12 protein-coding genes are annotated in these 23,352 nt (G+C 50.3%); 5 read left to right on the top strand and 7 right to left on the bottom strand.

The window, feature by feature from the left end; translation table 11 throughout:
• Positions 1-5: 5 nt before the first annotated feature.
• Positions 6-2,195, bottom strand: coding sequence for an alpha-galactosidase (locus D4L85_RS00635; protein WP_228450730.1), 2,190 nt, complete (start codon positions 2,193-2,195; stop codon positions 6-8).
• A 348-nt stretch (positions 2,196-2,543) separates the two neighbouring features.
• Between D4L85_RS00635 and D4L85_RS00630 the strand changes: the two genes are divergently transcribed.
• The 5 genes from D4L85_RS00630 to D4L85_RS00610 all read left to right on the top strand — a co-directional run bounded on the left by D4L85_RS00630 (position 2,544) and on the right by D4L85_RS00610 (position 13,311).
• The gene (locus D4L85_RS00630) at positions 2,544-5,579 is read left to right on the top strand and encodes a SusC/RagA family TonB-linked outer membrane protein (RefSeq protein ID WP_119752501.1); all 3,036 of its coding nucleotides are present in this window, start codon (positions 2,544-2,546) and stop codon (positions 5,577-5,579) included.
• Between the two features lie 38 nt (positions 5,580-5,617).
• Positions 5,618-7,204, top strand: coding sequence for a RagB/SusD family nutrient uptake outer membrane protein (locus D4L85_RS00625; protein ID WP_119758597.1), 1,587 nt, complete (start codon positions 5,618-5,620; stop codon positions 7,202-7,204).
• Positions 7,205-7,281: 77 nt separating this feature from the next.
• Positions 7,282-10,587: a VCBS repeat-containing protein gene (locus D4L85_RS00620; RefSeq protein ID WP_119752500.1), complete on the top strand. Its 3,306-nt coding sequence runs from the start codon at positions 7,282-7,284 to the stop codon at positions 10,585-10,587.
• 171 nt (positions 10,588-10,758) lie between these two features.
• Entirely contained in the window at positions 10,759-11,373 is a 615-nt protein-coding gene (locus tag D4L85_RS00615; protein ID WP_160143450.1) for a carbohydrate-binding family 9-like protein, read from the top strand.
• Positions 11,374-11,487: 114 nt separating this feature from the next.
• Positions 11,488-13,311 (top strand): DUF5107 domain-containing protein, encoded by a 1,824-nt coding sequence (locus tag D4L85_RS00610; protein ID WP_119752498.1) that lies wholly within the window; start codon positions 11,488-11,490, stop codon positions 13,309-13,311.
• A 78-nt stretch (positions 13,312-13,389) separates the two neighbouring features.
• Here the strand turns inward: D4L85_RS00610 and D4L85_RS00605 are convergent, their stop codons facing one another.
• The 6 genes from D4L85_RS00605 to D4L85_RS00580 all read right to left on the bottom strand — a co-directional run bounded on the left by D4L85_RS00605 (position 13,390) and on the right by D4L85_RS00580 (position 23,340).
• A complete protein-coding gene (locus D4L85_RS00605) occupies positions 13,390-15,105 on the bottom strand; it encodes a hypothetical protein (RefSeq protein ID WP_119752497.1) in 1,716 nt (571 codons plus the stop codon).
• Between the two features lie 105 nt (positions 15,106-15,210).
• Positions 15,211-16,809: an Ig-like domain-containing protein gene (locus D4L85_RS00600; RefSeq protein WP_119752496.1), complete on the bottom strand. Its 1,599-nt coding sequence runs from the start codon at positions 16,807-16,809 to the stop codon at positions 15,211-15,213.
• A 509-nt stretch (positions 16,810-17,318) separates the two neighbouring features.
• Positions 17,319-17,687: a hypothetical protein gene (locus D4L85_RS00595; RefSeq protein ID WP_119752495.1), complete on the bottom strand. Its 369-nt coding sequence runs from the start codon at positions 17,685-17,687 to the stop codon at positions 17,319-17,321.
• A gap of 102 nt (positions 17,688-17,789) precedes the next feature.
• Positions 17,790-18,245, bottom strand: a complete 456-nt coding sequence (locus tag D4L85_RS00590; protein WP_119752494.1) for a hypothetical protein — start codon at positions 18,243-18,245, stop codon at positions 17,790-17,792.
• 5 nt (positions 18,246-18,250) lie between these two features.
• Positions 18,251-21,061: a hypothetical protein gene (locus D4L85_RS00585; protein ID WP_119752493.1), complete on the bottom strand. Its 2,811-nt coding sequence runs from the start codon at positions 21,059-21,061 to the stop codon at positions 18,251-18,253.
• The gene (locus D4L85_RS00580; RefSeq protein ID WP_160143449.1) at positions 21,058-23,340 is read right to left on the bottom strand and encodes a fibronectin type III domain-containing protein; all 2,283 of its coding nucleotides are present in this window, start codon (positions 23,338-23,340) and stop codon (positions 21,058-21,060) included. Before D4L85_RS00580 ends, D4L85_RS00585 begins: the two co-directional genes overlap by 4 nt.
• Positions 23,341-23,352 lie beyond the last annotated feature (12 nt).

Raw genomic sequence — 23,352 nt, 5'->3', positions numbered from 1 at the left:
CGATGTCATTTTGACGAGAGTTGAAATACGATGCTTTCAAATTCTTCCGACATGAGGTAGCGTGCGCCATAGGTCATCAAAAACGCTCCCGTAAATTTTTTTCCTTCCAAACCCGTGGCGTGTGATGTTTTGCCTGGTGCTTTATTGACTTCCATGAACGTATATTCCAGGTTGGGATCAAGACCCTGCAGGTACAAGACCTGGTCGTCGCCCATGATTTCTTTTTTCTTGAGGTAAGAAAAAACAAGTGCTTCCTTTTTATCGGGCGTCACGTATTGCAAAGCGACCCGGTTGCTTTCATAGGGCGATAACAATCGGTACAGATCCCCAAATTGGACAATGTGTTTGATGCCTTTGTAGATTTGAATGGCGTTCTGGGAGAACTCTTTTTCTTCCGGGCTCATGTCTTTCGGTTGCAGATCCATTCCGAGCTTTGCCGACATGGCAACGTCGAATCTGAACTTCAACGGCGTGATACGCTTTGTAATGTGGTTTGGAACCACCGACACATGGCTGGCCAACCCGATGGGAGGGAAGAAGTAGCTCGTTCCCCACTGAATGAAGATGCGGTCGAGGGCGTCGGTATTGTCGCTGATCCAGTACTCGTCAAAGAAAGGCAGGGTCGCATAGTCCATTCGGGCGCCACCACCGGAACACGCCATAAGCACAACCTCGGGATACTTTTGCCGCACGCGTTTCAAAACGTCCAGCAGCCCTTGAGTATATTGAATGAACAGGTGCGATTGTTTCTCCGGCGGCAGATACGACGACCCGACGTTGGTCATGTAGCGGTTGCAATCCCACTTCATGTAGGCCACATGGGGATTTTCAGTCAATATCCTGTCGACGACCGAAAAGACGTGATCTTGCACTTTAGGATTGGAGAGGTCCAGCACGAGTTGGTTTCGGCTGGGGTCTAGCGGACGGTGTGGAGCCGTGATCACCCAGTCCGGATGTTTCTCGTACAACTCACTTTTGGGGTTGACCATTTCGGGTTCGATCCAGATCCCGAATTTGATTTTCTTCGCTTCGGCGGCGGTAACCAATTCGCCGATGCCGTGTGGCAATTTCTTGATGTTCACATCCCAATCACCCAGCCCAGCATCGTCGTTGTTCCGGGGGTATTTGTTGGCGAACCATCCATCGTCGAGCAGGAACAGGTCAAAGCCCATGTCGGCGCCATCGGCGATGATCTGCTTCAATACCGTTTCGTTGAAATCAAAGTAGGTAGCCTCCCAGTTGTTCAGCAGTGTCATGTGCGGTCTTTCGCTCTTATACATGCCATAGGTTCGTGCCCACGCGTGAAAGCGCCGCGAGATCTCGCCTTTCCCGGCATCGCTAAAGGTGAAAAGCATACCCGGAGTTTTGAATACTTCCTTGGGTTTCAAAGTGTATGGTGAAGCAAAGGGGTTAATGCCGGAGAGGATGCGCAAATTTTTTGTTGGATCAACCTCAAACGATAACCGCCAGCTTCCCGGCCACGCCAACGTGCCACCGATCACATTCCCCTCGGTTTCGGTGGCTGCTCCTTCAATACCCAATAAAAAACAAGGATGCGAGAATTGGTTGGACCGAACGCCAAGTTTCGATTCGAGGACTTTGCGACCCTCGGAAAGCTTTTCTTCGTTCATGTTCATCTCCGAAGCCCAGCCGCCATAAAAACTGGTAAGCCAATAGGACGAAGCTTTGACGGAAAGTTGTGACGAAGCAAAATCGTTCAGTGTGATGTCTTTCTTTTCACCGTGCGTGATCTCGGTCCATTGCTCCACGATGTCTTCGGCTGCGTAGGCTTTTATACAAAGGAGAACCGTCAGATCATAGAATGCATCCTTCAGTTGGATTCGGGTGAGCGTGGTGTTTTTATCCAGCGTGCTGATTTCCTTTTTAACGTACTTCAGTTCGGTAGTGAGGTTGCCGTCGGCATGCACCGCCTGAAAAGCAGGTTCAAAGACAAAGGCTTTGCCGTAGGTGGAGTACGCTTCTTGTGGGGTGATCTGGATGTTTTTGATTTGATCGGCGGGCAGTCTTTTTCCGAAATACGATTGTACGAGGGTCCCCTCTTTGTTCACCTGGAAGACCAGGCTCGTGTGGGCGGTTTGAATGACAATGGCTTCTGATTCGATTTGTGCCAGGGCTGTCGCCACCGCCGCGAATAAGAAAAATGCGAGACTTAAATTCCTTTTTGGGTTCATCATGGGGGATGTGATTTCAGCAAAAGTATGCCAATGCCGCAACCGTTTGAATGGAGAATCCGGTCTTTTTCATGGATTTTATTATGATCGGCTCAACTCCGCATTCTCGTGCAGTGGTGGTCGGGAAAGAGAATGCTCCTGCACGCTCCGGACTGGACAATTTTACTTATTTGAGGTTTGACGGTTAGACTTAAAATTCAAAATAACCCCTTTTTTTAGCGGATTAGCCCACTTTGATGTGCCAACAATGAATCCCAGCAGGAGAATAATCCAGTTTTAACCGTGTATAGTCCATCAATTTTGCAATCGATTCCGTAAAATTTGTGTGTTTATAATTTCACCTAAACTTCTATGGAAGACAACTACAAGTCACTCACAAAATTACTGGTGGTCTTTTTGGGCATCCTGCTGGCAACGCAGGCCTTTGCGCAAACAAAACTCTCCGGCAAAGTAACGACAACGCAAGGCGACCCCCTTCCTGGCGTAAACGTCTTAGTTAAGGGGACTGCGCAAGGAACAACTACTGATTCACGCGGGGTGTTCCAAATCGAGGTGAATCAGGCGGATGTTGTTCTCACCTTCAGTTTTATCGGTTTCAAAAATCAGGACGTTGTCGTAGGCAACCGTTCGACGATCGATGTAAATCTGGAAGAGGATATTAAAAGCCTGGAGGAGGTGGTGATCGTGGGCTATGGCACTGTAAAGAAGAGCGATCTCACCGGATCGGTTTCTTCCGTGAAGAGCGACGCGTTCAAAGACATGCCCGTTATGTCGGTGGAGCAGGGTCTGCAGGCCCGGGCGGCTGGTGTTCAGGTAACACAAGCTTCGTCTGCACCCGGCGGCGGTTTGTCCGTGCGTGTTCGGGGTGCGAACTCACTCATCAGCGGCAGCGAGCCACTCTATGTTATTGACGGCCTCCCGATCTATCCCGACAACGCCGCTTATGGCACTGGCGGCGACCGCCAGGCCAAGAATGCGTTGGCATCGCTTAACCCCAGCGACATCGAGTCGATCGAAGTTTTGAAAGATGCGTCGGCGACCTCCATTTATGGTTCACGCGGAGCCAACGGCGTGGTGCTCGTCACCACCAAGCGTGGAAAAGACGGCCAGACCAACGTGAACTTTGAAACTTCCATTTCCTCACAAAGCATCTCACACAACATCGACATGATGCCGGCTTCCGACTACGGAAGATACCTCAACACGCTCGATGTGAGCCAAGGCGGAAATCCCCGCTACACCGACGCCCAGATCCAGGGCTTTGGCAACGGCACCAACTGGATGAAAGAGATCACGCGCACCGGAAGCATCTGGAACAACCAGCTCTCGATCTCGGGTGGAAATGCCAATGCGAAATATGCCGTGTCGGGTAATTATATGGACAATGAGGGGCTCATCATCAACACCGATTTCAAACGCTATGGCCTTCGCCTGAACCTGGACAACAACCTGTTCAACGGCAAGGCTACGCTGAGCAACAGCTGGTCGTTTGCCCGCACCACGTCCAACAACGTTCCCACCGATCGCGGTGGTCCCGGCGGTATCATCATCACCGCGCTGGGACTTGATCCAACGGTTCCGGTATACGACAACAACGGGAACTACAACTACCCGCTCTATGATGGTCGCTTCACCATAAACCCCGTAGCGGAAGCCAAGGAAGGTGTCGACAAGGATGCGACCAATCGCTTCTTTGGTACCACGGCATTGACCTTCAACATCACGAAAGACCTCAAGTTCAGAACCAGTCTTGGTCTGGATATCCTCAACGCCACGCGCAATACGTTCTACAACAGCAAGACACGCCTCGGGCGCCAGAACGGCCGCGAGCTACAACGCTTTGACCGCAACCTCGTCAACCTGCTGAACGAAAACATCCTCACCTATTCCCGGACGATCGCGGAAGGTCATTCACTGGAAGTAACGCTGGGTTATACCACGCAGCGGGAAGACAACCAATCGGCTTCACAGGCCATTCGCGGACTTGATTCAGACGATTTCAAGTCGCTGAATTTTCAAAACGGAACCTTGCCGCAGATCGGAAACTCGACGCGCGTAGATTGGGGACTGCGGTCATACCTGGGAAGAATCAACTATAATTTCCAGAACCGCTTTTTGCTGACGTTGACGGCCCGCCGCGACGGTTCCACCAAGTTCGGTCCCAACAACAAGTGGGCAACGTTCCCTTCGGCTGCTTTGGGATGGCGTGTGGTAAACGAAAAGTTTTTTGAGAGCGCCGGCCTGTCCCGCATCTTCGATGACCTTAAAGTTCGGTTGAGCTATGGTATTACGGGTAATTCGCAAATCCCGGCCTATCAGTCAACGTCCGACCTAAGCCCGCGTAACTACATCTTCAACGGCGTGCTGGTCTCTGGCTATGCGGCCACCCGCATGCCCAACGCCGATTTGAAATGGGAACAAACCCGCATGTTCAACTCCGGGATCGACATGAGCTTCCTCGGAAACCGGCTCAATGTGACCGTGGACTATTTCAACAACCTCACGACCGACCTGTTGCTCTATGTATCCATTCCGCAAAGCACGGGCTTCAGCACCTTGTTGAAGAACACCGGTTCCCTCAGCAACAAAGGCTTTGAACTTTCGGTCGACACCAAAGTCATCAACCAGGGTGCACTCACCTGGGATGTCGCTGCCAACGTATCGATCCTGAGAAACAAAATTGAAGACCTTGGCGAAAGCGCTCCCTTCTATGCCACCAGCACCAGCGGCCACCTTGGCGTGGACGGAAGCTGGGTGGAAGCGGGCAATGCCATTGGCGTGTGGAAAGGCTATAAATTTATCGGCGTGAGCGAAACGGGAGCTCCGGTATATGAAGACAAAAACAAAGACGGCAGCTACACGGCCGACGACTATTCCATCATGGGCAATCCCAATCCCAAATACACCTGGGGTCTGAACTCTACGGTGCGCTTTAAGGGATTTGACTTTTCCGTGTTCTTCCGCGGTGTGCAGGGCAACGACGTGCGCAACCTGCAACAATCCGAGATTGGTGACGGCGCGCAAAAGATCAATGAGATCGCCAACATCCTCACCGATTCGTGGACGCCGCAACACACCAACGCGCCGCGTCCCGCTGTGGATGCCAAGCGTGACTTCGCGTCCTACCGCCGGTCTTCTTTCTTTATTGAAGACGGATCCTTCATCCGCCTGCAAAATGTTTCGCTGGGCTACAACTTACCTGTGCCGAAATTTATTCGCAAGGCGCGTGTTTATGTGAGTGCACAAAACCTCTTCATCATCACCAAATACACGGGCTTTGATCCTGAAGTGAACAACCAGGGACAAAACAACCTGAACCGCGGCGATGACTACGATGCTTATCCGCGCTCGCGCCAATTCACCGCGGGTCTTAACGTCGGTTTTTAATGGGAGTGCAAGTGAATAACTTTAAAATGAAAATGACCATGAAAAAAATAGTTAGAAAAAAACTTCTCCTCTCGATCATGACCTCCCTGTTGCTAGTGGGGATGAGCTGCTCGGACCTGGACGAGACGCCGGATTATATCAGTCCGAATAGCTTTTACAAATCGGCCAACGAATTGAAGCTTGGGGTCAATGCCATCTATGATGATTTGACCATGGGCAATTCGGACTGGTTCAATTACTTCTACAACCGCTATGTGTTCGAATGCCTCGTGGGCTTTCAGGTGGGTTGGGAAAAACAACCCCTGCAATACAACCTGGGCAACGTAACGGCACAAGACGACGTGATCGAAGCCTATTGGGGCCAAAGCTACCGGTCGATCAACCGGGCCAACGAAATTTTGGCCGTGGCAGAAACCATTGTCGATCCGGCCAACGCTGAGCTTATCGCGCGCCTGAAAGGTGAAGCGTATTTCCTGAGAGCGTTTTACTACTACGGTTTGTTGAGTTATTTCGACAACGCACCGCTCACCATTGAAGGCACCAAGGATTTGAGCAACCTGGCATCCAACAGCGGGGGCACACGCGCCATCATCGATCTGATCTATGCCGATTGTGCAGCGGCTATTGCCGTGCTGCCCAACGCCTACACCGGCGCCGACCTGGGAAGAGCCAACAAATGGGCCGCGAAGACTTTATTGATGAAGGCCCAGCTGTGGGATAAAAAATGGGCAGAGGCCAAAGTCACGGCCGAAGACATCATCCAAAACAGTGGTCTCACCTTGTTCAGCGACTTCAGCTATAATTTCGACACCGATCACGAGAACATGGGCGAGCGAATTTTTGAAGGACAGGTTTCTGCGAAGGCAAACGCCAACGAATACAGCAATCACTCCGCCCACTTCAATCCCGAAGATTTGCCAACCGATGACGGTGGTGCAGGCTGGAGCTGGTTGAGCGCTACACAGGATTTCAGAGCAGCATACGACGACGGCGACAAGCGGATCGCGGGCACATTCGTTGAATCGTATCCCACGGCCCGCACAGGGAAGACCGCCGCCGGCGCTTACCCTATCGTGCGCTGGAGCAAGACTGCGGCCTATAACCTGTCGCGCTTTGGTGGCATTGTGGATCCCAACGCAAATCCTGAAAATCCGACCGAGCTTGTTTTTGGAAAAGCATGGTCGGGCAAGATCACCGAGATGAAGGTAGGCGGTTCGTGGACCACCACGGAAAAGAACACGATCTATCTGCGTCTCGCAGATGTGCTCTTGGGGCACTCTGAAGCGTGCAACGAAAGCCAGACGGGCGATGCCACCACAGGCATCAACGCCGTGCGTGATCGCGCGGGGCTGGCGCCGGTCGGGGCACTGAGTCAAAGTGATATGCGCGACGCCATCGTGGCCGAACGCATGCAGGAGTTTGTGTTCGAACAGGTACTTTATCCCGAGCTGCGACGCAAAAGCACCTTTGGTGGTACACCCGATTACCTTGGCGACTACATCACCCATTATTCAACGCTCTACAACGTAGGACGTACACCCAAGGCAAAAGATTATGTGTTGCCGATCCCGTTGAAGGAAATTCTGGGCAATAAGAACGTGACGCAGAATCCGCAGTGGCAATAAGAACAATTGTTTAACCCAAATGAAAGTGGCCGGCCGGTTTAGGCTGGCCCTTTTGTTTTTTATTAAGATCTTTGTCCATGATAAACGCCAGGAGATACTCCGCATCACAAGCCTTCTATTTATTTGCGGGACTTTTATCCCTCATGGCCTGCCGCCAACCCAAACCAGAAACGTTGTTCACCTTCGTGGACCCTGCTGACTCCGGAGTGGATTTCAATAACACAATTGCCGAGGACGACACCTTTAACATTGTGGATTTTTATTATGTCTACAACGGTGGGGGTGTGGCCATTGGCGATCTCAACAACGATTCACTGCCGGATCTTTATTTCACGGGCAACCGGGTCGGTGACCGGCTTTATCTGAACAAAGGCGATCTGAAATTTGAAGACGTTACGCAAGCTGCCGGCATCCGGAAGCAAGGATGGAGCACGGGTGTTACACTGGTGGACATCAATGCCGACGGTCTGTTGGATATTTATGTTTGCAAGTCCGGCAACTATCCAGCCTCCAAACGGGCCAATCAACTCTACATCAACCAGGGCAATATGAGGTTTCGGGAAGAAGCACAATCGTGGGGATTGGCCGACACGACCTACACCAATCAAGCAGCGTTCTTCGACTACGACAAAGATGGTGATCTGGATGCTTATCTCATGACCAGCACCAACACCGTGCGCAATCCCAACAAGGTTACCCCCGTCATCGACAACGGCAGAGGAGCGTCGGTCGATAAGCTGCTGCAAAATCAGGATGGTAAATTTGTGGATGTTTCCCAGGCGTCGGGTATTCTTCACGACGGATTCGGGTTGGGACTGGCCGTTCACGATCTCAACGGCGATGGTTGGGAAGATATATTGGTGTCGAACGATTTTCTGGCCAACGATCACCTGTACATCAACAACCACGACGGTACGTTCACCGAATCGGCGCGGAAATATTTCAGACACCACAGCCAGTTCTCGATGGGAAACGATGTGAGCGATTTTAACAACGACGGCTTGCCCGACGTGATGGTGGTAGACATGCTGCCGGCGGATGCGGTGCAGCGGAAAAAGATGGCCGGTCCGGCCAACCCCAACACCTTTGAAGCCATGACCCGCGCGGGCTATCACCCTCAGTATATGCGCAACATGTTGCAGGTGAATCTGGGGAAAGATGAGTCAAATACTCCTGTCTTTGCAGAGATCGGGCAACAAGCCGGGGTGCACAGCACGGACTGGAGTTGGGCGCCGCTGTTCGCAGATTTTGACCAGGATGGATGGCAAGATCTGTTCATCACCAACGGCTACCTGCGCGACATCACCGATATGGATTTTATTATCCACAACAATCAAACGGCAACAAAAAGCACGCCGTTGGAAACAGACCGCAGCATGCGGGAAGGCGCTAAGAACATGCCTTCCATAAAAAAGAACAATTATCTTTTTAAAAATACCGGAGCCAACTCGTTTGAAGACAAGTCGGCGATGTGGTTGGGAACAAATGAGTCACTTTCCAATGGCGCGGCGCTAGGTGATTTGGATTTGGATGGAGATTTGGACATCGTGGTGAACAACATCAACGCACCGGCTTTCATTATGCGAAACACCATTCAAAACGCGCACTTTCTGAAAATTAAATTGAGCGGCTCCCAGGGCAACACCAAGGGACTGGGCAGCACCCTTACCCTCTACACAAACGGACAGTTGCAAAGGCAGCACATGTCCGTGACCCGTGGCTATCAATCATCTGTTGACTACACACTTCATTTTGGCCTTGGAGAACACGCGGTCATCGACTCGCTGGAAATTATTTGGCCCGATGGCAGAAGCCAGGTGATGCGAAACCTGAAGGCAAACCAGACGCTGACATTAAAATATACTGAAAGCGGAACGGGGACATTTCGCAACGAGAGCACGATCCAACCACTGCTGCAAAGAGCAGACAGCTCCAGCCACCTGAAACACATCGACCGCGAAAAATTTTATATGGACTATGATGTGGAGCCTTTGCTTCCACACAAGCTATCGCAGCAAGGCCCCTGCCTGGCGGTGGCTGATGTGAATAAGGATGGTCTCGATGACTTTTTTGTGGGCGGTTCCTATCAATTTGCAGGGAATCTTTTTCTCCAACATACGGATGGGACGTTTACAGGGAAACCCGTTCCTTCAGCAAAAGATAAAAATGAAGAAGACACGGGGGCGGCTTTCTTCGACGCCGACCAAGACGGCGATGATGACTTGTATATCGTGAGCGGCTCCAATGAGCATTACGACAACTCGCCCTTTTTTCAAGACCGATTGATGCTCAACGATGGCAAGGGCAACTATAGATCGGACACAACGCGCCTGCCCGCCATGCGCCACAGCGGATCATGTGTCGTCCCCTTTGATTTTGACAAAGATGGTGACCTCGATATTTTTCGCGCAGGCCGCCTGATATCGCTGGAATTTCCAAAATCCGGCGTGAGCTATCTGCTGCGAAATAACCATGCAAAATTTTCCGACGTCACCAATCAAGTCGCGCCGGGTTTGCAAAGCATCGGCATGGTAACCGATGCGGCATGGGTAGATTTGGATCAGGATGGGTGGCACGACTTGATCCTGTTAGGAGAGTATATGCCCATCACGGTTTTCAAAAATGAAAAAGGAAATTTAAAGCAGCTACAACCCGAGTCGTTGACATTTTCTAATGGCCTGTGGAACACGTTGGCAGCATTGGACATCGATCGCGACGGCGACATGGATCTGGTTGCTGGAAATGTTGGCCTAAATTCCCGCTATCGATTCACCAAAGACAAACCCTTTTCCATTTACGCAGGCGACTTTGATAACAACAACCGGTGGGACGCCCTTCCGGCTTACTATGCAGGCGAAGTGGAATACCCAACGTCATCCTGGTTCGATGTAGTTCGACAGGTGCCGATGTTCAAAAAGCGATACCAAACCTTCGAGGCCTTTGCCAGGGCATCTCTTGACGATGTGATCGCCCCGGTGAAAGAGCAGGTGAAACTAACCGTGCGAGCCTATCAGCAACAAAGCCTGATCCTGGAGAACGTAGGGAACTTTGAATTTAAGCTTATACCACTGCCGGCCGTAGTACAGCAAGCGCCCGTGAAGGATATCCTCGTGAGCGATATCAACCAAGATGGTCAAGACGATCTTTTGATCGTAGGCAATGATTTCACCATCGAGCCTGTAGAGGGCCAACACGACGCGAGTGTAGGGTTGGTCTTATTGGGAGATGGAAACGGGAGACTCCAACCCCTGACGCCCCAACGCAGTGGGTTTTGGGTGGAGCATGACGCCCGGCGTATCTGCAAGGTGAAACAAAAAAACGGCGATCTGATCGTCGTCACGCAAAATAGCGGGCCACTTTTGGCTTTCAAAAAAAAGGAGTGACGGAGCATCAGCTCGTCCGGGATCCTTTTTATTGTCTCGGTCATTTTCACGATGAATATTTCAAAAGCATGGGACAGCAAGACAACGTATTGTTGTCGGAATTCCAATAAATTGCGCAAAAAACAAACTGCTTTGCAATCGACGACCCCTAAAACATATATTGTTCGACGCATGGGGCATTACACCCCAGCGGAAGTTATCGCACATGATTCGGCGTCGTGGGCGCAAGCCAACGCGTTGGAGGACTTTGTCTTTCCGTGGGAACCGGGGAAACCTCCGGCTGCGATAACCTTTCGGGCGCTGCACGACGACCAGGGATTGTATTGGCAATTCAGAGTACAAGACCGAGACATCAAAACCTATGTGAACAAGAATGAAAAGTCGGAAGTCCTCCATGGTGATCGCGTGGAAATTTTTCTCTGCACCGACACCACGTTGTCGACCTACTATGGCCTCGAAATAGACGCGCTGGCCCGCGTGTACGATTACCGCGCCAGCTACTACCGGAAATTTGACAGTCACTGGCAGTGGCCTTCGGGTCAACTGCGGGCGAGTGCCCGCCAGGATGAAGACGGCTATGTGGTTACGGGCAGGATCAGTCTGCAATCACTTGCCGATCTGGGGCTGCTGGCCAATGGCATGTTGCATTGTGGCTTGTACCGTGGTAGATGTATGGAGATCGATCTGGAGAAAGAGGCGATGCAATGGATCAGTTGGGTTACGCCGGCATCGGCCACGCCCGATTTCCACATCCCCTCATCCTTTGGGATACTTCAATTGGAATAGGACGCCATGGAAGAAAACCAGGCTCCCGTCATCCACAACGTTGCGTGAGCATCTCCTCGGCGCAACGTGCTTCGCCGGCCTTCATCAACTAAAAAATCATTAACACTTCAAAAAATGCTCGACTTTAAGACCTTTATACCGACGCTGATCTTCCTGCTCACCTTCGCGCAGTTCGCCGCTGCCCAAGTCGCGGGCGCAAAGAAGGACAGCGTCACCACCGTCACGTACCGGGATTACATTCTCACACACAGCCTGGTGCCCGCCGGTTCGGTGCCTACGGCCCTGGATCCAAACGGCGTTTATCCGTACGTGAGCTATGTCGAGACATCAAACCGCCCGGTGTTGAAGCCCTATCAATTTGTGGTGTTGGAAAACAGCCACATCAAAGTCACGATCTGTCCCGACCTGGGCGGCAAAGTGATGTCGTTGATCCATAAACCTTCCGGAACTGAAGCGTTGTATGTGCCGAACGTTGTAAAACCGGTGCGCATATTGCCCCGTTTCTATTTTGTGGCCGGAGGGATCGAAGTGAGTTTCCCCATATCCCACTCGCCAACCCAGAACGACTTCGTACCCTACAAGATCGACAAAGCCGCCGGGCGCACTTATGTAACGTGTGGTGAACGCGAGCGCCGGTTCGGCATGCAATGGGTTGTGGAGTATTCGCTGGGTCCCGACGATAATTTTCTTACACAACGGGTCGTCTTTCGAAATCCCGGCACAAAACCTTATCCGTGGATGTCGTGGTCGAACGCCGCGCTGCCCTCAGCGCCCGACACCGAATATCATTTTCCAAAAGGACGCGTACTCTCGCATGCATCGACCGTCGATACCCTCGACTGGGTCACGCAAGGCCCGCGACGCGAAGCCGACATCCGGGAGATGACCGGATATTTTTGGAAGACCAGCGACGTGAACGCATTTGGCGTTTTTACACCTTCGCTCAAGTCGGGATTGTATCACTTTGCCGACAGGACCGTAGCGCCCGGAATAAAATTGTGGAGCTATGGTGTAGGGGCCGACAGCGCATGGGCTACGCTCAGCACGGCCGCGACCAAACCTTATGTGGAGATCCAAGGTGGACCCATTGGCGATCAATCCATCAAACTTGAATTGAAACCCGGCGAAACGCGAACGCACACCGAATACTGGATGCCCACGAATATGCCGGTGGACATCTATGCGTTGAAAGTGCCCGGCCATAAACTCCGTGCGTTGTCGTCCATTCCGTGGTTTGGATGGCGAGTAGATGCAGGGACAAAACCGTGGTTGGAATTGTCGAAAGCCTTCACAAAAAAAGGCGAGGTTCCTGCGCCGCCCGCCATAGACGAAAACATCTGGGCGCCGTCGGGCATGGAGGCCATGCAACCCGCGTTCGAGTGGGCCATCGCAAAGAGCAAGGGTGAGCAAACCTCGTTGTGGAAATTTCACTATGGCGCGTGGCTGGCTGGTAGCGGCGACATTCAGAATGCAAAAAAGCAACTGACAGCCTGCAGCCTGGGCGTGGCCAACGTATTGCTGGCGCGAATACTGCGATCGGAAGGCGACAATGAAGGTGCGGCGGCAGCGTTGCGGTCTGTTCGTGAACCGTGGCTGCAACTCCATCCGCAGGTCGTGATCGAACGCGACAAGGCGCTGCGCAGCCTCGGAAAACAAACGCTGTCGGAGCGGGCAGCATGGCTGGCAAAAGTGGATGCCCTGCAAGACGAGTGGGTACTTGAACGTCGCGTGCAGCTGCTCATCGACCAGGGCCAGTTCAAAACAGCCAAGGAATTGTTGTTGTCCATTCCCTTTCAAAAGGTGCATCAAACCTACACCCGCACCAATCTTTGGAACCAACTATGCGAAAAGCTCCACGATCCCTGTTTGCCGATCCCTGCATCGCTGGGCGAAGACCGGCTCGCGACGTTCGGCGCCTATCGGGAATTTGAGAAGTAGCCGACTTTTGCGTCTGATGTATTTGTTGCCTGCGCAAGGCCTCGCTGTCAAAGCAGAGTGGGTCAACAAGGAACAATTTCAAAAAGAGTACGAATAATTGATGGTGCAAGTCAACTCCGCATACACGGGCTGTTGTTCAACGCTTTTCAACCGATTCAAGATGTTTATGCCCAACGAAAATGAATGGGCACTTTTGCTATCCAGCTTCTCCGCGACGGGTGAATAATTCAGACTGATTCGATTGTTGAGAATGGGGCTGATATCGGTGTTGCCTGAAGTTTGATTATAAGCGCAAGCCCAGGAGCCCCTGAGCGTTTTCTCCAGCATGGCTTTCGTGATGCTTAGCGTTGGCCCAAAGTAATTGCTCCGCATGCCCGCTACACGATTGGCAAAGGCGTTGGCGGCTACCGACAGTATGGTGTTTGAGGCAACAATCGAGTGGTTATAGGCGACATTCAGCGTCACAAAATCGGATTGCTGCCCATGGTCATGGCTTGGCCGGTCGTTCGCTTTTTGGTAGCTGCCGGAGAGTGTTACGCTTCGCGGTTTTTCCTTGTCTCCGAGATTTCGCATCACTGTGCCGCTCATGGTTTGACTAACCTGGTAGAAGTTTAGCGTGTCCATGGTATTTTGATAAAAAGGATCTTGCCGTGGTCTCAGGTTGGTATAGGATGAGAAGTTGGAATAGTTCACCCCAAAATTCCACTGGTCGGAGGGTGCGTACGTAGCGTTGAGGGCTCCTGCAACGCGCTTGGTGACTGATGCCCTGCTTTTATCCAGGTTATTTTCCTGAACCCCTGCATTGAATCCCAGGTTCAGCCTGTTTTGCAGTAAGCGAAAAGCCGGGGCGATGGTGATGTTGCGCATATCATTGTTAAAATAATAGGCGCCCAATGTCTGATACTCCGGAGCGATCCGCTCGTAGCGAAGCTGAATGACAAACCAATTCCCCTGATAGCCGGCGCTTGCTCTGACAGCGTCGTAATAACGACTAATGGCGTTTTCGGGAAGCAATCCTTTGACGAGGTTGTGCGTGGGGGTGATGGCGATCGTATCGCCTTCGCCGTTGGCCTTTGTATTGTTGTTGAGGACGGAAATGGCATATTCACTTTCCACGAAGAAGCGCTTTAGGAATTTCTTTCGAACGCTCAGGCTCATGGCCACATTTTGCTTGGGGGTAAGCTGGCTGCCGGGCAATACGTACGGTAGAGAGTGGACATCGTCTTTTGCTGTGAAGATATTCGCGGTGATCGCATCGCCGTTGCTTTCATATCCTATTTTCACCCCATATCCCATCCGTTTGTAGGCGGCGTTGCTATTTTGCAAGGTGTCTTCCGGGTTAAAGAGCACCGCTTTTTTTAATCTTCCATACATCGCTGCAATTCGCCACTTGCCAGGGGTGAGTTCCATCCCACCTCCCAGAAACACATGGCCCGCCAGGGTGTAGGACGAAAAGGTCATAGCGTTGTATCCGACATAGGCTTTGACCCATTTGTATTGTGGCGTAAAACTGAATTGGTTGAACGGCTGACTATAGCTTTTATTCACGTTGCTATAACTGAACGAGAAAGGCGCATTGTAGCCAAATAAATTTACGTTCAGATTGCCCGCGGCAAACCAGTTAAGCGGGTCCCGCCGTTGTTCGATGCCCCGGGCGATGTAGCCAATGGTATTGATGTTAACGGAGCCGTTGATCTTCACACCCTTCTTTAATCCCAGTTCTTCCAGATTCTGTGCGATGAGCTGGGTATAGGGGAGTGCAATAAAGGACAACGTGAGCAATAGATGGTTCATCTCATGAAACGATTGTAAGAATGATGCTAGCGGGGATGCAGTTAAAGGGTAATTGAAATTTCCGGCGTCTGCGGAATGGCAACATAACGCGGACGCCGGACATGGCTATAGAGGCAACTCCTGACGGTGTTTTTCAAAATTCCACCGGGTAAAGGGGCGATGAGGTCTGAGTCTTCCACCGGTGGTGGGCTTCAAATAGAGAATAGATGTATGGTTTATTCCAACACCATACAACTCGGATAAACTTCGGCCCGACTTTCTGATAAAACTCTTCAGGTCTTCATAACCAGTCATATTCTCATAATCCTGAACGATGTGGGCAAAAGGGATATCGATGGCTGGAATTGGATAGCTTTTTAAAATTGCGGGGATGTCGAACATTGGAAGAACGCCGTTTCGCTCGGGAAGAGCAAACTGCCAAGGTGAGTCTGTTGGACCGACTAAGATGGTAAAGAAGTCAAAATCCCCGCTGGCTGAATACGTCAGTTTATTTTCATTAAAAGTAAACGATATGTCGTTCTTAATTAGGTCCAGTTTGAGCAGGTCGTGAGTACTTCCTTTTTCATAGAAAGTATTTTTACTATTGGCGTAATATTCAGAGTAATACGTTGGAAAGGTGGAGCCTGGAAAATATAGCTTTTGGGATTGCTGTTGGTTCGGAAGATCCCGGACATAATAATATCGGCTAAGGGAATAATATTCATCAAAATTATTGGCGTCTGGTAATCCATAAATGCGTAAGGATGACCAATCAAATTCGTCCGAGAAAGTGAAATCTTGAGTAGAGAAGTCCTTCGTGACCTGAGCCAAATCTATTGTGTTTGCGCCAGCGGTGATACCGGAATAGAAGAAGTACTTGAGAGGGGTTCCTTTATCGCGGTCGTATAGCGTCACGAAAAGATCGGTGGGACTTTTGCGAAGAGAAGCCATCGAGGTGATGTGATCTTCATCAATAGTATAGGTTACATTGCCGTTGGGAGCTGCGTCGTAATAATATGTAGGGCTCGGTTTTGCATTTAAGAAGTTTAATGTAGCGCTCTCAGCATAATTATCTGGTAGGGGATTGATAAGGACCCAATTTTTACCTCTTTCTATTTGGGCAAAGGTGGCCAGTGAGATGCCAAACGTGTCTTTAGATACCTCCGTCAAATAAAAATATTCGCCATTGAAATCCGGATTTTTGAGTGTCACCTTGTCACTGTTTTTGTATTCCGAGACGGAAATTACCTTCCCATTTTCGTCTGATAGGAACACAAACCCCCGTTCCCTTATTTTGATGTCAGTTGAAAGCTGATCGGCAGCTATGTTTATGCTTACCAGGATATTTTTTACGGTCACTGAGACTACTTTTTCCGATTTGTTGCCAGAATTGTCGTAAGCAACCCCCCTGATACTGTGTGCGCCATCCGTGACGTCATTAGAATTCCAGGATAGCGCATAAGGAGGTGCCGTGAGCGTTGAGACAAGGACACCATCGACATAGATCTCGACTTTGGCAATGCCTGTCGCATCGGCGGCGTCTAACGTCAAGGGTACGGTATTCCAAACAGACGACTGGTCGGTGACACCGACTAGGGAGATTTCGGGTGAGATGACGTCTTGTGGTTGCGGATCATCTTTTTTACACGAGCCGAAAATGAGAAGAGGGAGAAAGAGCAAACCCGTAACGGATTTGGCTGGGAAGCTGGTGGTGATGGATGACATAGCTTATTGTTGTTTCGTTGGAAATGAAAAAGAAATTTTAACGGGTGGCCTGTCTGTCGCTAACCGTTATAAACAAATATGCCTCTTGCTACTGCAACAGAATTGCAGTGGTGATTTTTTATAGATTTTTTTGTGGAATCGGATGACCTGAGAAATAGACGTGTTTGCTCGGCCGGAGATGTTTGCAAAAACCGATGGAAATAAAGTAATCCCTTTTTTTGGGGATGCATCGTTAATCAGCTGGAGATCAGCTAATGCGCTCTTAGATGCGTGAGCGATGTACTATAGGTTTTAGTAATTTCGTTTATTCCGTTTCGAAGACGTGTAGTATCCTTTCAAAAATCGAGCATATAATGCTTTCCTGAGTGTGCCATGCAGATGATCCGAGCTGTAAATTTTTTTATACACTAGCGGGGGTCAAAATTTTATTGTTCTCTCTTTTTTTCATGGCGAGATGTGTATGCCGATCTATGTCATAGGAGCTCTATTTGATTCAGGTTTTTCTAAAGTCAACGTTGTGTCTGGCTCTCCTCTAGTTTTAAAAGTCCATGCTTAAAGTCTTCGTAGATGGAAAATGCTTCTTTTAAAATTTCATTGAGTTCTTCATAGGAGCCGAATTTTGGTTTCCGGGATTCTATATTTAACAATTCTCGGGTAATGGACTCCCACATTCCCCACCCTAAATTATATCTCTCTTTTCCATTCTTAACATCCAGTACAAATTGAAGAAACCCATTTTCGGGTATTGTATTGAATTGGATTTTAAACTTCCCAACGGTGTCCAAAACTTTGAAAAATCGTTCTCCTTCAACAAAGGATACCTTCAGACCTTTTCCATCATAAAAAGCTTGAATTCTATCGCGATCATATTCTTTCATTCGAGCATTGAAATCAGAGTATCTTTCACACAATGACTTGTATCGGGAGGCAAAGTTGATTTGCTGTAGAATGGGGACTAAGTTTGAGTGTATATCCATATTTTAGCGTTCCCTCTCTAGCATTTTCTTAGTGCTCTCTAATATCGTACTTAGAAAATTGCCGCGCTTTCTGCTGAATAGAGCTGTTAAAGTATGATACGGGCTAAATGGAGGGAGTGGACTCTCTTTTATTTTAAGAATAGGGACGCCGAAAAATGCCTGTTGTTCATCGTCCAATTCTATATCCCAAAATGAATTTTGCCAATTTCTCTTGCATGTTGTTCCTAAATAGCTGGCCAACTGATCCAAAAAATATTTGTTTTCATTTTTGCTAAAATCCTCCCTCGTATATTTATCAAGTAGGTATCTTTCAATAAGATCGAGAGACGAGGATGAATAATCCAGATTCTTAGAAATTTCAAAGGGAAGCGCTTCCTTCAGTACGATAATTTTATCGGGCATAAATGTAATCCACGATTCAAAATCCTCTTTTCGTCTTTCTTTTTCTGTCCTGTCCATATTTTTTAATTGATCAACGTAACTTTTATGCCAGCTTCTTCTAATAGCTTCTTTAGTGGGCCACTCGGTTCGCAGTTTTTAAATATCCATTCCAGTTCCCAACCGCCTGTGTCAACAAGCAGACTATCAAGTTCAACTTCTTTTCGAACCATTTCAGTGGCATATACTTTCCCCTCGGAATATTCCTTAAATTCTATCCCTTTCAAATCACCTTCGTCAGCGATATCAAGACGTCTCATTTGTCCATTGACATCTATTGTAACTTCTCGTCTCCCCCAACCAACCGAGGCAAAATAGTCATCGACACCTTTCTTGGCAGCCGAGGCCTTCTTAATATTCCCGTCATAAACATTGCTCCATGATTTGAAGTCTAACCCAGTATTGCCTTTTTCTTCTTTGTACTGTGCCCAGCGCTCTGCCTTGTGTTTGGGTGTCCATGCATCTAGGTCAAATGGAGGTTCATTCTTGAAACTACTATAAATATTATCCAGTTCGCGTTCAGGTATCTTCATGTCAACCCAATTACGGGCATCGGGCGTGTTCTTGAAGCTCTCGATTAACTTTGTTTTTTCTGCTCCAGCTTCCTTTATGAAGTTAGAGAGTTTTTCCAAGTCCGAGGGATTTTTCCGGAGGACATTGTTAATATTCAACACTTCCCACGCATCAACCAACCCCTCATGCTCACCAAATTTAGCGAGCATTTCTGCATTTCCTACAAAGTCCTTTTCAAATTCGCTCACCAAATCGTTGCTCCACCCTTTCGCGTGCAACCGGCTTTTTAAGTTCTCGAGAACGGAAACGGCATCTTCCACCAACTCCCAGCCCTGAGTGGTCTTCTTTAAAATTTTCAACCGCTTGGCCACCGTCCGAATGACTATCGCGCCAACGGGTATGGCTAGGCTGCTGGCATAAACAACCTTGGTATTGGTATCCCGGTAGTACGATGCTACTAGAAAACCCGCACCATCCGTTATCCAATCCAACTCCGCGAAGTTCAGAGCCATGCCCAGGTTGTCGAGGGCGTCGTAGTATTTTTCGAGCTTCACAGGATTGACGCCCGTAACGAACACGGCGTCTGCTGGCGAGTCTACACTGGCGTCGAGATTGTTGGCTACGCTGGCCCACGCGGTGCCTTCTGCTTGAGCAGCCTGACCAGCAACGAACCATTTCACAAATTGTTCGCCCGCGATGCTGTTCAAAGTAGACCCCGATCCCCGTGTTTTGATCAGTGCACTCTCTTTTATACCGTGTTTCAGCAAGTAGGCGGTGCCGGGCTCGGAGGGCAGGTTTCTGAGGATCGCGTAGTTTTCTTTCAGCACATCCGGCAGCTGTTCTTTGGCGTCGAACTGTTTTTTGATCGCCGCCTTGGCCTCGATGTTTTTCCGCAGCCGGTTATCCACTAGGATCTGCAGATCGCATATTTCCTTATGACCGGCGCCCGTGCTTACGACTGGCTCAAAACGCTTGACGATGAAATCATAGGAGACGGCGTATTTGAACAGATAATACTTCTTCGGTATGTAGCTAAACGCCTGGTTAAAATTCGCTTCCCAAGTATTGCCCGGCCCGATCATAGCAGCATTCATTAAGGCCTGCAGACTTTGGTCGGCACAAAACACACCAGGCATAAAAAGACCGGTGCTCTGGCTGGTGACGATCCAAGTTTTGGCGAGACAAGAAAGTTTGTAGTAGGGCACCACGACCACGATCGTGTTCGGCGTTTTGGTGGTGACGGATTTGGCGGCCACGTCCAGCGCGAAGGTTTTCCAGTCGGCACCAGGCATGAGGAAGTCGATGGCCTTGAAGACGACGTAGACTTTGTAGTCGGAGTTGCCGTTGGCCAGCAGGGTGAGTTTGTCGGGGAGGATGGTGGTGGTGAAGAGGTCTTCGGCGGCAAACCCGGCCGGTTCGTCCACCAGAAGATACTTTGATCCTTTTTGATGGGCCGTTGCTTTTACGTCCAATAGGGTGGCCGTTTCGGTGACGGCGGTGGCGTAGTGTTTTGTGCGAAGGTCTTTGGTCTTGTTTACCAGATCTTCCGTGCTGTTGCTGCAGTCCACGGCGGGTTGGCTGTCGTCGGCCTCATCAACGACCACGTGAATGGCGTTGATGAGGCTGGTCACGGCGCCTTGCACAAATTCGCCGGAGTTGCTGGTCTTTGTGAAGGTTTTCTTGGCGCTCTCCCTCAGCTTGGACTCTGCCGACTTGAGGTCGTCGCCTAGAAGGGTCAGATTGTCGTAGCGGTAGGTCCTTTCTTTTTTGTCCAGCTTGAAGAGACGGATGAGGCTGAAGAAATAGATGACGCGGTTGGTGTACCCAGCCTTGAGCATGGCGTTGGCGATACCGGCCGGAATGCGGGCGATCTCTTTTTTGCACCGGTCGTATTGAGCGTTCACGTCGGGCAGCTGTACCAGTTGACTGAGGTTGGTGACGCGTGCGGGCAGTTTGCTGATGTCGATGGTTTCATTCAACAGCATCTGGTAGTCGTTCACGACGACGACATAGAATCGCAGATCGTCTTTGCGCAGGTCATTGAAATCTTTCAGCATCTTGCTGAGCGCCTCGTAGCGGCCGGCGAGCACTTTTTGAGTTTTGCCCTGCTCTTCGATCCAGTCGGGACTGAGGTGCCAGTCGGGATCTAGTAAAATGATGTATTCATTTTTGGAATCCTGTCCGATCCGCTCATTGGAAGCATTGTATTTCTCAAGGGCATTGTACTTGAAGAGGGCCTGATTGACCATGGCTTCTTCGGGCGGAGATGCTAAGCAGGGTAGGATGAACACCCAAAGCAAGAAGAGTAATGCACGTGCTTTCATTTTTGAGAATTGCTATAGGTGATGAAGATCTGACGCAGGAGGGCCACGATTTCGGTTTTCACTTTGTCGGTGATCTGGCTCTCGGGTGTGTTTTGCGCTTTTTGCGCAGCCGCATAGTCGGAAACCGATTGGTTGTCGATGCGCAGTTCATGGCCAATCATTTTATAGTCGTCTTTGGTGTCGAGGTCGCGGGCCACAAATTGAATGAGCGTAGCCTCGTTGAATTCCAATTCTTTGTCTTTGAGGACAGCGGATTGATTTTCAAAGGCACTGTTTTCCGACGCATCTTTCGCTTCGAGAAGATCGTACTTCGAGAATATGGACGGTCCGTCCGGCTGACCTGACGCGGTCAGGTTGGTGACAATTTGATCATTGTGCTTTTGAATGGCGGTCTGCAAGTCTTTATTCAAGGCGTCGATATTTTCTTTCAGGTCGTTGATGGCTGCATCGGAATAGGTCTGCCTCAGGGCCTTTAAGGCCTTCTTCAAAATATCCAGCGCTTCGCCGCTCACCATAGCATTGGAGCCCAGACCGCCTCCTTCCACCTTCATCACTTTCGTCTGCCCCGTGGCCTTATCCTTCTGCACCACCCACTGATCGCCCTTTTTGTCTTCTATGATAATGGCTTTTGTGGGCGCTGAATTGAGCACTTGCATCAATTCGGCGTTGGCCGTTACGTTGCCTTGCGCGTCGGTGATGTTGATATAGCTGGCGTTATCGACGGTGATGGTTTCGATGTCGAGCGCATCGTACTGAAATATTTTTTCATAAAAGTCCGTGCCGTTCCAGGCGGCACGGTTTTGTTGCTGCACTTTCTCTTGTTCATTTTTCTTTTGGTTCTGTGCCTGCTGCTGGAGCATGAGGGCTACACCGCGGGTGATGAAGTCGACACGGCCGTTGCCGGCAATGCGGTCGGCGTCGATGAACAGTTTGTCGAACTTCACTCCGTAGGCACCACCCAGGTAAGGGATGGTCACTTCGCCCACGCCCTTGAACCAGCCATTGCCCAGAGGTTCCACGACGGTCAGCATCATGTCGATGCCGTCGACGTCGATGGCCATGTTCGGGATGGCGGAGAGCAGCGGGCGACTTTGGTCAGCAGTTGTCGTGTTATTCTCCTCGCCACAATGTGCGATGCGTCGCGGCGGCATTTTGAATTTTACCACGTCGCTATACGGACCGAAGAAGCCATCCTTTTTTGCCTGGATGCGGGTTTCATATTCGACTTCGGCTTCCAGGTCGAAGAGTTTGATAAAGCCTTCCGTTGATGCTGTTAGCGACTCCGTGGTCACGTCGCTATAAAACCATTCCCACTCGCCGCTCGATTTTCGATAGTGAACCCGGTAGGCGTCTACCCCGGCTTTTTCCCACCAGATCTTTGCGCGGTGCTCGGTTTCGCCTTGTGCCTGGAGATTCTTTATGACACCGATGTTGATGTCGGGATTGACGCCGCCATAAGTAAAAGTGCACGCCTCTGAGTAGCCATTGTTCCGAAAGGAATCGGTGCCTTTGGGGTCGATCGCGCGAACGCGCCACACATAGGTCATGCCGTCCAGCAACATAGGTTCGCCGGGGCCGTAAATAAGTTGCGTCAGTTCTGTGGTGGTCTTAAAGACCGGCGGCGTACTGAGCACCACGTCGTTGGGGTTACGTCCCGGCGGGCGTGTTTCGTAGAGCGCGAACTCATATTGCGTGTTGCCGGCGGAGTTGGGAGAGGAAGTATTGCGGGCGAGCCAGGAGAAGATGACCTGCTGTGGTGTTCGCAGCGGTATGGCCGAGCCACAGGATGGATAATTGACCAGGGGTGGTTCGCTTTTGGCCAGGTAATAGAAGCTGGTGCCGGCGTTGCTCACCTGCACGTCTTGCCGCCGGTAGTCATAGGCGGTGAAGGTGATCTGGTAGCTTCCCTCGGGCAAGGCGCGAGTCCGTTCATATTCCGCTCGGTTATAGCCGATGAAGTCGATATTGCGGCTGTCGAGATACGGAGAAAGGTCGGCGCCGGAAATGACGGTCGGTATTCCTGCGTTCAAATGAATCGGCGGTGGATTGAAGGTGCGTGCTGTGCGCAGGATCAGTTGCCCATTCAACTCGACGCTCATCACCAGGCGGAGTGCATAGGAAGGTTGTGTAAGATCATGTTGCACCAGGATGACGCGCAATTTTTCGTTCCCTGGTTCGGCGTAGTCGGAAAGATAGACCGAGTAGGGTGGGATCAGCTGCGTGGTGGACTGCACGGGAAAGACCTGACTCCAGGATGGCAGCGCAGTGACAAGTCCCATCAAAATAAAAAT

The sequence above is a fragment of the Chryseolinea soli genome (genome assembly GCF_003589925.1).
Lineage (GTDB): Bacteria > Bacteroidota > Bacteroidia > Cytophagales > Cyclobacteriaceae > Chryseolinea > Chryseolinea soli.
The sequence above is the reverse complement of the archived record's forward strand: the minus strand, read 5'-3'. Positions and strand labels throughout refer to the sequence as shown.